12 protein-coding genes are annotated in these 12,419 nt (G+C 47.6%); 3 read left to right on the top strand and 9 right to left on the bottom strand.

All coding sequences use genetic code 11. The features are described 5' to 3' along the window. Nucleotides 1–43: 43 nt before the first annotated feature. Nucleotides 44–733 (bottom strand): aquaporin Z, encoded by a 690-nt coding sequence (gene aqpZ, locus NF212_RS10340; RefSeq protein ID WP_434355293.1) that lies wholly within the window; start codon nt 731–733, stop codon nt 44–46. 251 nt (nt 734–984) lie between these two features. Between aqpZ and NF212_RS10335 the strand changes: the two genes are divergently transcribed. Then, a complete protein-coding gene (locus tag NF212_RS10335; RefSeq protein ID WP_434355291.1) occupies nt 985–1,143 on the top strand; it encodes a hypothetical protein in 159 nt (52 codons plus the stop codon). A gap of 74 nt (nt 1,144–1,217) precedes the next feature. On the opposite strand, the gene asnS is transcribed toward NF212_RS10335, so the two are convergent. Next, the gene (gene asnS / locus NF212_RS10330) at nt 1,218–2,618 is read right to left on the bottom strand and encodes an asparagine--tRNA ligase (RefSeq protein ID WP_434355289.1); all 1,401 of its coding nucleotides are present in this window, start codon (nt 2,616–2,618) and stop codon (nt 1,218–1,220) included. Between the two features lie 246 nt (nt 2,619–2,864). After that, complete coding sequence (locus NF212_RS10325) at nt 2,865–4,472, bottom strand: methyl-accepting chemotaxis protein (RefSeq protein WP_434355287.1); 1,608 nt, start codon at nt 4,470–4,472, stop codon at nt 2,865–2,867. Between the two features lie 343 nt (nt 4,473–4,815). On the opposite strand from NF212_RS10325, the gene queD reads away from it, so the two are divergent. After that, on the top strand, nt 4,816–5,178 hold the full coding sequence (gene queD / locus NF212_RS10320; RefSeq protein ID WP_434355285.1) for a 6-carboxytetrahydropterin synthase QueD: 363 nt from the start codon (nt 4,816–4,818) through the stop codon (nt 5,176–5,178). Between the two features lie 67 nt (nt 5,179–5,245). On the opposite strand, the gene queE is transcribed toward queD, so the two are convergent. Beyond that, entirely contained in the window at nt 5,246–5,914 is a 669-nt protein-coding gene (queE, locus tag NF212_RS10315) for a 7-carboxy-7-deazaguanine synthase QueE (protein WP_434355283.1), read from the bottom strand. A gap of 285 nt (nt 5,915–6,199) precedes the next feature. On the opposite strand from queE, the gene mlc reads away from it, so the two are divergent. Continuing rightward, nucleotides 6,200–7,414: a sugar metabolism global transcriptional regulator Mlc gene (gene mlc, locus NF212_RS10310; RefSeq protein WP_434355281.1), complete on the top strand. Its 1,215-nt coding sequence runs from the start codon at nt 6,200–6,202 to the stop codon at nt 7,412–7,414. Between the two features lie 90 nt (nt 7,415–7,504). Here mlc and sstT read toward each other — a convergent pair whose 3' ends face one another. The 5 genes from sstT to bioA all read right to left on the bottom strand — a co-directional run bounded on the left by sstT (nt 7,505) and on the right by bioA (nt 12,340). Next, nucleotides 7,505–8,740, bottom strand: coding sequence for a serine/threonine transporter SstT (gene sstT, locus NF212_RS10305; protein ID WP_434355279.1), 1,236 nt, complete (start codon nt 8,738–8,740; stop codon nt 7,505–7,507). A 321-nt stretch (nt 8,741–9,061) separates the two neighbouring features. Next, the gene (locus tag NF212_RS10300; RefSeq protein ID WP_434355277.1) at nt 9,062–9,727 is read right to left on the bottom strand and encodes a ChrR family anti-sigma-E factor; all 666 of its coding nucleotides are present in this window, start codon (nt 9,725–9,727) and stop codon (nt 9,062–9,064) included. Continuing rightward, nucleotides 9,720–10,289, bottom strand: coding sequence for a sigma-70 family RNA polymerase sigma factor (locus NF212_RS10295; RefSeq protein WP_434355274.1), 570 nt, complete (start codon nt 10,287–10,289; stop codon nt 9,720–9,722). Before NF212_RS10295 ends, NF212_RS10300 begins: the two co-directional genes overlap by 8 nt. 121 nt (nt 10,290–10,410) lie before the next feature. Next, nucleotides 10,411–10,965: an LON peptidase substrate-binding domain-containing protein gene (locus tag NF212_RS10290; protein WP_434355272.1), complete on the bottom strand. Its 555-nt coding sequence runs from the start codon at nt 10,963–10,965 to the stop codon at nt 10,411–10,413. 94 nt (nt 10,966–11,059) lie between these two features. Next, nucleotides 11,060–12,340, bottom strand: coding sequence for an adenosylmethionine--8-amino-7-oxononanoate transaminase (gene bioA, locus NF212_RS10285; RefSeq protein ID WP_434355270.1), 1,281 nt, complete (start codon nt 12,338–12,340; stop codon nt 11,060–11,062). Between the last annotated feature and the right edge of the window lie 79 nt (nt 12,341–12,419).

Genomic DNA, 12,419 nt, shown 5'->3' with positions numbered 1-12,419 from the left:
TCCGGCCGAGCCGAACATACAGGTATACCCAGTCGTGGATATATTATTCTTCAGGACACAACCAACGGTATATAACCCCGGCTAATACCGCACCAATGATTGGTGCTACCCAAAACAGCCATAGTTGCCCTAAAGCCCAATCCCCGACAATCAGGGCCGGCCCTGTGCTTCGTGCCGGATTGACTGACGTATTGGTAACCGGGATGCTGATTAGGTGTATCAAGGTGAGGCATAAGCCGATAGCCAGACCTGCGAGAGCAGGTGTCGCTCGCTTATGGGTGACGCCTAAAATGACAAACAAAAAGAAAAACGTCATCACAATCTCGGTGATAAACCCTGCTCCAAGAGAGTACCCGCCAGGAGAGTGTTCGCCATACCCATTAGATGCGAGACCGCCTTCCAAGCTGAATTCCGGTGCACCGCTGGCGATGATATACAAAACAAATGCACCCGCGAAGCCTCCCAACACCTGGGCAATAATATAGGGAGCGACCAGACCCGTTTCGAACCGCCCTCCGGCCCAGAGGCCAACGGTAACCGCCGGATTGAGGTGACATCCTGAAATGTGCCCAATGGCATAGGCCATTGTGACCACCGTCAGGCCGAAGGCGAGTGAAACACCCAGCAGGCCGATTCCCACATTGGGAAATGCAGCAGCAATGACAGCGCTTCCACAACCACCCAGCACCAGCCAGAAAGTACCTATAAATTCAGCAGTGAGAGTTTTTACCATGGTTCTCAGTCTCCTTAATAAACTGCTTACAAATTAGCACCACAAATTAAAAGTAGACTGTGTAACTGATTAATATGTCAGATTAGGGTCAAAGGCAGAAAATGTGACAGTTTTTACCCGGCTGTGTCATTCAATACTGATGAGCACAACTGAAAAACATGGGAATTCCTCAGCCAAACGGATAATCTTTGAAGAGCAACTGTGAAAAGTATTGTCGGTTCAACCTGATAGCTGGAAGGGAGAGACTCTTGATGATCAAATGGATAGCAATAGGTGTTCTGGCAGCCCTGGCATTCCTTATTGCTCAGAACAAATTGAGTGAATCTGCCCAAACTAATCTGGTCAAGATTATGCTGGTTTGCCTTCTGCTGTCTGGGCTGGGTGTCGTTTTTTATGAGTTAATTCGTTAGACAATAAAAATCCCCTGTCAAGCAGGGGATTTTTTAGGATTCTAAAAACAGCGGCTTTTAGAAAGCACTGAATTTTAGAAAGAAGCGTTACGTGGTGTACGTGGGAATGGGATCACATCACGTACGTTACCCATACCGGTTACGTAAGATACCAGGCGCTCAAAGCCCAGGCCGAAACCTGCGTGTGGTACAGTGCCATAGCGACGCAGGTCGCGGTACCAGTTCATGTGTTCTGGGTCGATACCCATCTCGCGCATACGTGCATCCAGAATGTCCAGACGCTCTTCACGCTGTGAACCACCGATGATTTCACCGATACCCGGAGCCAGAACATCCATCGCAGCAACGGTTTTACCGTCATCGTTCATGCGCATGTAGAACGCTTTGATGTCTTTTGGATAGTTCTTAACGATAACCGGTGCTTTGAAGTGTTCTTCAGCAAGGTAACGCTCGTGCTCGGAAGACATGTCGATTCCCCATTCAACAGGGAATTCGAACTCTTTGCCCGAGTCCACCAGAATCTGGATAGCATCAGTGTAATCAACCTGTGCAAAGTCAGAGCTGACAAACTGTTCCAGACGGGTAATGGCGTTCTTGTCGATGCGCTGGGCAAAGAACTCAAGGTCATCACGACGCTCTTCCAGAACGGCTTTGAATACATACTTCAGCATGTCTTCTGCCAGCTTGGCAACGTCATCCAGTTCTGCAAAGGCAACTTCCGGCTCAACCATCCAGAATTCTGCCAGGTGGCGGCTGGTGTTTGAATTTTCAGCGCGGAATGTTGGGCCGAAGGTGTACACCTTGCTCAGGGCGCAGGCATACGCTTCTGCGTTCAACTGACCAGATACAGTCAGGAACGTTTCTTTGCCGAAGAAATCTTCGTTGTAATCAACCGCGCCTTTATCAGTGCGTGGCAGGTTTTCCATGTCCAGAGTAGAAACTCGGAACATTTCGCCGGCACCTTCACAGTCAGAAGCCGTGATCAGCGGAGCAGAAACCCAGAAGAAACCCTGCTCGTGGTAGAAACGGTGAATTGCCTGGGACAGACAGTTACGCACACGCGCTACCGCACCAATAACGTTGGTGCGAGGACGCAGGTGGGCAACTTCACGCAGGTACTCAATAGAGTGGCGCGTTTTAGCCATTGGGTAGGTGTCGGCATCTTCAACCCAACCAACAACCTTAACGGCAGTCGCCTGCATTTCAAAAGCCTGGCCTTGTCCTGGGGACTCAACGACTTTACCAGTTACCTCAACAGAACAACCGGTAGTCAGGCGAAGAATTTCCTGCTCGTAATTATTCAGCTCATTAGGAACTACGGCCTGGATAGGGTCAAAACATGAACCGTCATAAACGGCAAGGAATGAAATGCCGGCCTTTGAGTCGCGGCGGGTACGAACCCAACCACGCACAGTCACTTCTGAATCGACAGCGACTTTGCCGTGCAGTACGTCTGCTACAGGCGCGTAAGTCATAATTAGCTATTATCTCCGTTGGGCTTATCCGGCGGGGAAGAATGCCGGATACATCAGTCAAAAAACGAGTCCAGATAGGAGAGTTTACCCGTCTTTGTTTTCGCTTCAAGTAGAGAGTAGGTATTCGACGGGAATTTGATGATTTCTAGGTCGAAATCTCTTCGATTCCCTTTTTGGGCAGGCATCGAAAATGAAAAAGAGCAGCTTTTGTCCAACAGCTGCTCTTTGGTAGTGTCGAAGATTAACTCAGCGCCGGAACTGGAACTGATTAATCAAACCTTCAAGTTCCACAACAAGATGCTCAAGTTTGCTGCTAATCTGCTTTACTCCGTTTGCGTTGGCCGCGGTCTGGTTTGCATGTTCTGTGACTGTTGAAATACGTTCACGAAGGGAATCTGTCAGCGACGTCTGGTTCACACTGTCAGTACTGATTTGTACTGCATGCATGTTCACTTCATTCACCTGGTTTCCAATAACCTCGAGTGCTTCAGAAAGTGCCTGGACGGTTTCTGCCCGGGCATTGGTGTTCTCGCAGGTGGTATCAATCAGCGATACACAGGTTGATGTACCATTGCGCAAGTCTTCGATAATCCGTTGGATTTCCCCGGTTGCGTCGTGTGTCCTGCTTGCCAGGTTTCGAACTTCACCTGCAACAACAGCAAAACCCCGTCCCTGTTCGCCAGCGCGAGCCGCTTCTATGGCAGCGTTGAGTGCCAACAGGTTGGTCTGCTCGGCAATTCCCCGGATAACGTCAAGAATGCTGTTAACCTCTTCACTTTGGTTGTTAACCAAGTCAATCTGGTCTCGGACCTGTTCAATCTCAGCAACTAAATGCTTGATATCACCCGCTGCTTGGTGAGCCATAACGCTGCCGTCATTGGCACTCGAGAGCGATGATTCGGTCAGCGCAGTGGTTTCTGTCGTTCGGCTTGCTACGTCATGCTGGTTGTGTTGGATGCGGTCAACGGAATCAGACATGTCTTCAGTTTCTGCCTGCTGTCTTTCTGTCAGCCCCTGCGTTTGCTGTGCAACATCAATCAGTTTGGCCGCTTCGGCAGAGAGTGTTTCAGATGTCCGCTGCACCTTCATCAAACTGTCTGAGAAGTTATCAAGAAGCTGGTTACAACTGTTGGCAAGGTCTCCAATTTCATCATTTTGTTTGATGTTAATTCTTCCTGCCAGATTCCTGTCTTGTGCAGTTTGCCGCATGAAGGCGGACATTTTTTTGAGTGGGGAAATAGCAATGCGGCGGATGAAAAACAGAGCAAATATGAATCCGGCCAGCGCGATTACGGCCATGATACCGGCACTGACCAGCGAGTGTTTGGTTATAGACGCGAATATTGGTGCCAGGTTGTATTCAAGTCGCACAACACCCAAGACGGTTCCTTCATCCACAATGTGGCACTGTAGACAATTGGTTCCCCGATAATCACTGCTGGCTTGCATGGGAAGGGCTACGACGAGACGCTTTGCGTTATTAGCGTCATAGATTTGAGCAATGGTTTCCCCTTTCAGTGCGCGCTTGTCAATATCATCAACTGCAGTCTGGTTCTTTTGCCCTGGCCCAAATATATTAGTTATGCCTTCACCTCGAATAACCCTGACGTTTTCCATATTCTCGTGAGACAGTACCTTTTGACGCAGAACTTCTTTTTGCGACATGGTACCGGTCAGCATCATCATATTAAGGCTGTCAAAATAATTACTCGCCTTATCAAGCATTTGGTCGCTAATAAGATCACGTACCATTTCTTTTTGCTTGTAGGATTCATAGCTGACAGACACAACCAGAACGATGACAAACACGGAAAGAAGAGCAAACAGGATTTTTTTGGCCAAAGTTATTCGCATACCTAGATCTGACATTGTTTAAAGTATGTGAAACCATGTTAACGCGAATTGTTTATTATTAATCTCTAAAGGTTATAAAGTGTGATAAATGAACACTTTCCATAAGGTTTTTTGTTCAGAACTGTTGCTGAAAACCGCTTTCTGGTTGTGAAAGATATCAATAAAACAATTTAGATGAGTGTATTCGCACATTTTGGGCGGTAAAACGCAGTGTTTTGACCTCCGGTGCCAGTTGCGTGCAGATATCCTTGAGGATGGAATACAGGTATGCATACATGAATTTGTGATGCACTACGCTTTGAAGTAGGATGCACCCCTCGATAACGCTAGCATGAATTTCACTATGACCACCGAACTGTTTAAAGAATTCACCTTCGAGGCGGCACACCGTCTTCCTCATGTACCGGATGGACACAAATGTGGTCGCCTTCATGGGCACTCTTTTGTCGTGCGCATTTATGTAGAAGGTGAAGTCGATCCACATACTGGCTGGGTCATCGATTTCTCAGAAATCAAAGCGATTTTTAAGCCAATTTACGATCAGCTGGATCACCACTACCTGAATGAAATCGAAGGGCTGGAAAACCCAACCAGTGAGGTCCTTTCTAAGTGGATTTGGGACCAGCTCAAGCCTAAGTTGCCAATGCTAAGTAAGGTAATGATAAAGGAGACCTGCACTTCAGGTTGCCTTTATACCGGAAAATAACCGTTCTTAAATAACCGAAAGGCCGAAAAATGCGGCCTTTTTACTGTTTGGTCGCTGTAATTACAAGTCAGGCGATGGAAAGATATTTATGGGTCTGTACTGACAGCCGCCAGTTACGTGCTATGCAGGTGTCAATACACAAAGAGGTTGCCCGAGGTTTTTGACTGATTGGTTGGAGCGCGATTGTTACGTCATTTCGTAATGCAACACCATCCAACAGGTCGTCAAGCAGGTTAATGTCTTTTTCAGTGCCAACGGGATGTTTAATTTCGTTTGCGCGCGCAAGGGCGTCTGACAATACCGGCAGTTTTCCTTTCATCGCGATTTTTGGCGATACCGTTACCCAGGTATTTTCAGTTGCCTTAATTTTGTATGTACCGCTTGTTTCAATCTGGCATTGGTAGCCCGCATTTTCCAGTGCCTGGGTAAGAGGGAGCAAGTCATGTACGCACGGTTCACCACCAGTAATGACAACGTGCCTGGCGGTGTACCCGCAATCGGAAAAATGTTGGATCAGGGTATCCGGTGAAACGCTGGCCCACAAAGGTGACTCGTGCTCCTTGGCAATAATGGTTCCAAAATCCCTTTGGTCATTTTCCATCACATCCCAGGTATGCTTGGTATCGCACCAAGGACAACCTACAGGACAGCCTTGGAGGCGCACAAAGAGCGCAGGTTGGCCGGTAAAGATGCCTTCACCCTGAATGGTTTGAAATACTTCGTTGATCTGGTACATGGTTTCCACTGTTGCTAAGACGCGCAGGGTGCGCATTATGGCAGGAAAGTTCTGTTTCTTACAGTGAGAGTGAACATCTTATACTGCGAAAAATAATTACCATTCCATGTGAAATTTGCCTGTCTGTTTTTTTGAATCTGGGTGGCTAAATTTCCGATATTCGACCGAGCGCAAAATTATCTCGTGATTTCTATCACGTCCTCATGACACTACGCTTCACAATTACTTCGCAACGTAAAAAAATTCAATTGAGCCAATTTTTGAAGTTAATTTAGGGAGAAGGGCATGTACGTCGCCCAGCCTGGTCACATAGATCATATAAAAAGAAATAATGCGGGGACTGTATATAAGCTCATTGATAAATTTGGCCCAATTTCCCGGATTGAACTGTCAAAACGCAGTCAACTTGCCCCTGCCAGTATCACCAAGATCACCCGGGAACTGTTAGAAGCGCACCTTATTAAAGAAACTGAATACCAGGAACCAAGCAGCAGGGGAAGACCTGCAATTGGTCTTGTTGTTGACAACGAGGGTTGGCAATTTCTCTCAATGAGACTGGGACGAGGGTATCTGACCATTGCTTTGCACGATCTGGGCGGTGATATCCTTATCGAAGAACGTGTGGTAATGAACCAGACCCAGCAAGATGAAGTGCTGGACCATCTGCTGATAGAAATTAACCAGTTTTTCCAGAGACATTCTGCAACCCTGGATCGTGTGACCAGCGTTGCTATTTCCCTCCCCGGCTTGGTTGACAGTGAAGATGGCATTATTTTGCAAATGCCTCATTATGACGTACGGAATCTTGAACTGGGTAAAGCAGTGCATCAGGCAACAGGTTTGCCGGTGTTTGTTGGCAATGATACCCGCTCGTGGGCGTTGGCAGAAAAACTGTTTGGCCATGCTGTCGATGTAGAGAATGCGATACTGGTGTCTGTGCACAATGGTGTCGGAGCCGGCATTATGGTTGATGGGACTGTGCTCCAGCGCCGCGTAGGCAATATCGGTGAAATCGGTCATATCCAGATTAAACCGTATGGTAAGCGTTGCCACTGCGGGAATTACGGCTGCCTTGAAACTGAAGTCAGCCTGTCCGCTGCATTGGAGAAAGCCGAGCAACTGCTAGGGGAGGGGCATCCTTCTGTCCTGCAGAGTCAGCCCATTACTATCGAGTCTTTGTGTAATGCGGCAGTTTCCGGCGATGGTGTCGCCCAGCGGGTGATTATTGAACTTGGTCAGCATCTGGGTCGCGGCATAGCCATTCTTGTGAATTTGTTTAACCCACAAAAAGTCATGATAGGCAGTGAGTTAAATCGGGCGAAAACCATCCTGTACCCTGCAATTGAAGAGTGTGTAAAGTCTCAGGCTTTGCCTTCCTATGGGGAAAACCTGCAATTCATGGAAACCCGTTTTTACACACAGGGAACAATGGCAGGTGCGGCGCTGGTTAAGCAAGCATTGTATGATGGAAGCTTGCTGATTCGACTGGTTGAAGGGTAGTCACAGCATACATTTCTGCTGTACTCAGATGTTATAAAGAAAGGAGCGCATTGCGCTCCTTTATCGTTTTTCAATTTGGGTATCAGCAGGTTAGTTAGTGCTGAGTTCTGCCGCTGCTTTTTTCTCAACGGCTTTACAGGCTGCCGCAGTAAAAATAACGTCTGTAGAACTATTCAGGGCTGTTTCGGCTGAATCCTGGATTACGCCGATAATGAAGCCTACCGCAACAACCTGCATAGCGATTTCATTTGGAATACCAAACAGGTTACATGCCAATGGGATCAACAACAGTGATCCGCCGGCCACGCCTGATGCTCCGCATGCTGACACGGCTGCCACGATACTGAGCAGGATCGCAGTGGCCAGATCGATATTGATACCCAAAGTGTGCGCTGCTGCCAGAGTCAGCACGGTAATGGTGATCGCTGCACCGGCCATGTTAATGGTGGCACCCAATGGAATGGAAACTGAATAGGTGTCTTCGTCCAGGTTCAATTTCTTACACAGTGCCATGTTCACAGGAATGTTTGCTGCTGAACTGCGGGTGAAGAATGCAGTAATACCACTCTCACGCAGGCACTGGAACACCAACGGATAAGGGTTGGTCCCAGTTTTGTAGAAAACGATCAGTGGGTTTACTACCAGCGCAATGATTGCCATTGAACCGAGTAAGACGGCCAAAAGGTGACTATAACCAGCCAGGGCTTCAAAACCGGTATCAGCAAATGTGCTGGCTACCAAGCCAAAAATACCCAAAGGCGCGAGTTTAATCACAAAGCGGACAATGGAAGAGATGCCATCTGAGATGTCTGAGAACACTTGCTTGGTTTCCGCTGATGCGTGGTGCAGTGCAATGCCCAAAGCAATGGCCCAGGCCAGAATGCCAATGAAGTTGCCTGACATCAGTGCGTTGACCGGGTTATCAACGATATTAAACAACAGGGTGCTCAATACTGCTGATATGCCTTCTGGCGGCGCTACTGATGCGTTGTGCGTTGCCAGAGTCAGAGTTGTCGGGAAAAGGAAACTCATAACAACAGCGGTAACCGAAGCGGCGAATGTGCCGAACAGGTACAACGTAATAATCGGGCGCATATTGGTGTGCTGGCCACGTTTTTGGTTGGCAATTGATGCTGCAACAAGAACGAATACCAGAATGGGTGCGACTGCTTTAAGGGCGCTGACGAAAAGGCTGCCTAACAGGCCAACAGCGCGGGCACTGTCAGGGGAAAAAGACGCAATGATTACGCCTGCGATAATACCTATTATGATTTGGGATATAAGGCTTCCTCGCAGGAACCTCGGGAGGCGTGGCTGTGTTTGCATGTGTGTTCTCGCATAGTAAATATTATTGTGTGTTTACCCAAACCATCTCAGGATGCGGGCCAGTATCGGAAAGCATTGATAGTTAAGTGCACTGGCGTCATCTTGAGATAGTTTGGATACAGATAATTTAATCAAGATATGTGTTGTCGTGTAAAGGAATAAATAAAATAAAACACCATGCGATGTTAAATATATGTAATTTAATATCGTGGCTGTTTCTGTGGGGCGGGATATACGTGTTGTAATGTTGAGGTTTGGAAGAAAAAAAGCGATTGAGCAAAATTCAATCGCCTTGAGGGTTCAAACTATTTGCGATTCAAATCAATAAATTACATTCCCAACTGCATTGAGCAATTTGCTCGCTCCCTTGGTGAAATGTAAAGGGGCGTCGGCAACCGTGTAACAGAGGCAGCCGTCTTTTGTAAAGGGTGTATGGTGGTGTTGACTGTCAAGCCAGATAAAATCACCAGGTATGTATTTGTCATTCTCATCTTCAAACTCGCCATCCAATAAAAGGGTGAGTTCATAGCCGCTGTGAGTGTGAGTAGGAACAGAAGCATCGGCCTGAATATGGAGCAAACTTGATCTCACAGGCTCTTCATTGAGTGGCAGTCTGGCTCGGCTGATTGGCCCAATGGAGCTCCAACCTAAATCACTGAACCTTCTCAGGGATCTCGGTAAAGCGTAAACGTCCCCGCAGACCGTGATGGTGGCCGGTGGCGAAGGCGCAAGCCGTGGTTCGTCAGCTGATTGGGGGGAATCAAATATCCGTGAGAGCATCCCACTAAAACTGTCTGTCAGAGGCGAAGAAATTTCTTCCACGCTGTTGAATGCCTTTTCTGCCAGCATTTCGGTGTACCTGTCAATTTTCGCCTGGCACTCGGGACACATTTCGGCATGTGCAGAAACGGCAATAGTGAGGGAGGTCGGAAGCTCTCCGGCAGCAAAGGCAACCAACATGGATTCGTAGGGGTGGTACTTAATCATGATGCTTCTCCAGATGGTGGCGTAGTTTTTGAAGACCGAGGCGTAGTCGTGATTTTACAGTCCCTAGCGGGATCTTCAGTTGCTCAGCCAGTTCCTGATGAGTGAGTTGTTTGAGGTACACCCCTCTGACGACTTGCTGCTGTAAGTCCGGTAACTCGTCAATATAAGCCATCAGGTTTCCATGCAGCTGATCTTTAGCCGCCTGTTCGTCAAATCTTTCAGCATCTTCTTCGAACATTGGCCAAATGTCGCTGCTTATATTGTCTTCCCGGTTGGACTGTATTTTCCTGAGCATGTCGAAACTGACATTGCGCATAATTGTAAAGATCCACGTCGTTGCTGCACCTTTGTCCCGGTTGAACAATGCTGCTTTGCGCCAAACCAAAATCATCGTGTCCTGAACCAGCTCCATTGCTAACGCCTCTTGATGGAGTGTCCGGATACCGTACGACCTGATCTTGGGAGCAAAGTAGGAGAACAAAGACTCAAAAGCTTTTCGGCTCTGGTTGTCTGCGACTTCGATCAGTAATTTTGTGAGTAACTCACCGTCTGGTTTGGTCATTGGCTTTGAATCTGTCCGTTGCATCCCTTCAGACTTAGTATATGCAGATCCTGCACTTATCATTGTGATCGCTCTTGTTTAAGACGTCATAAAGAGTCATACGAGGCGGAATAGGATTGGATCAGTCGGATTTGTAAATCAGATGCCTGATGAAGTCTTTTGCTTCAGCAACGCTGTTTTGGGCAATAAACCACTGGCGCTGGTTATTTGCTAACGGGAGCACTTCAAGCCAGCGTTGACAGACCCACGTAATGCTGTCGAAATGAGTCGCTTCATACTGGTGTCCGTGGTTAGGATAGGCTGTAAAAACTTGACGCAGACCATTGGTTATATCTTCACAGTCACCGGTGCTTTTTTCTTCGGCCCAATCTGACAGTATGTCTAATCCAGACACCCACAATTTATCGCTCTGCTGGCTGGCGGAAGTGATGCGAACCCTATGACGTCCTTGAATGGTAATGCCAAGAAGCCCATCTTCTAACGTTTCGAAATCAATAATATCGACAAGGGTGCCATAGGAGCAGATGGTTTCACCTTCCGTCATGGCAAGGACGAAGCGGGATTGGCTTGCCAAAGATTCTTTGACAAGCCGGATATAACGCGGCTCAAAAATCCGAAGCTTGGTGATTCCACCTGGCAACAAAAAAATGGGCAAAGGGAAAAGGCCATACAACATAAAATTCTCCTGTCTTCAGACTGCGATACGCAGGTTGATTGCCGTGGGATCACTGCGTTTTATGCAGCCTAAAGGCCGGATAACCGTATTGTTGTTATTCGCTGAAATGCTCGCTTAAAACCTTATACATACCTTTCAGTAAAGTTTTCACTTGCTCGTCTGTTGAAATGAAAGGCGGCATAACATATACCAGCTTACCAAACGGTCGCACCCAAATCCCTTCATTGACGAAAGCTTGCTGTATCTCGGACATTCGGACAGGTTGATGTGTTTCAATCACACCAATTGCGCCCAGATAACGGATATCCGCGACACAATCCAACTTTGAAAATTCTGGCAGCAATTCAGCGAACTGGGCTTCAATTCGGGCAACGTTTGTTTCCCACTCACCTTGTTTAAGCAGTCCGAGGCTTGCATTTGCAACTGCGCATGCCAAGGGGTTTCCCATGAAAGTCGGTCCGTGCATAAAGCAACCAGCTTCACCACTACAGACTGTATCGGCTACGTGTTGCGTTGTCAGTGTGGCAGCCAGGGTCATATAACCGCCGGTCAATGCTTTGCCTACACAAAGTATATCAGGGGAAATTTCCGCATGGTTACAGGCAAACAGCTTTCCGGTACGTCCGAAACCCGTGGCAATTTCGTCGGCTATCAACAACACATCATATATATCGCACAGCCTCCTGATGTGACGGACAAATTCCGGGTGGTAAAGGCGCATACCTCCGGCACCCTGAACCACAGGCTCAAGAATAAAAGCTGCAATTTCATGATGGTGTTCTTCGAACAGTTGTATGGTTGAGTCCAAATCAGAGGGATTCCACTCCCCACCGAAACGGCTGGAAGGAGAATCGGCAAACAGGTGCTCCGGTAAGAAGCCTTTGTAAAGTTTATGCATGGAGTTGTCTGGGTCGGTGACTGACATAGCTGCGAACGTGTCACCGTGGTAACCATGGCGAAGTGTGAGGAATTTTGATTTTGGCGTACCTCTGGCGTACCAGTACTGAAGTGCCATTTTGAGTGCCACTTCAACAGACACTGAACCAGAATCGCACAGAAAGACTTTCTCCAGCCCATCCGGTGTTAAGTCCACCAGTTTTTTACACACCTCTACCGCAGGTTTGTGGGTCAGCCCCCCAAACATGATATGGGACATCTGATCAAGCTGTTCCTTCGCAGCATTGGTCAATGCCGGATGGTTATAACCATGGATTGCTGACCACCACGAAGACATCCCGTCAATCAGCCTGGTGCCATCTTCCAGCTCTATATAAACGCCTTTTGCCGCTTTGACTGGGAAACAAGGGAGGGGATCCAACGTTGATGTATAAGGGTGCCAAATATGGTTGCGGTCATATTGTAAATCAATGGTCATTTAATCACCGATTGTAAACTAGTGCTTTCTATCTATGTTGACAGTTTACGGGGTGTGTTTAAACTAGCCAAGCATTACA

Origin of the sequence: Parasalinivibrio latis (genome assembly GCF_036825535.1) — a bacterium.
GTDB classification, from domain to species: domain Bacteria; phylum Pseudomonadota; class Gammaproteobacteria; order Enterobacterales; family Vibrionaceae; genus Parasalinivibrio; species Parasalinivibrio latis.
This window is presented reverse-complemented; position numbering and strand designations above follow the sequence as displayed.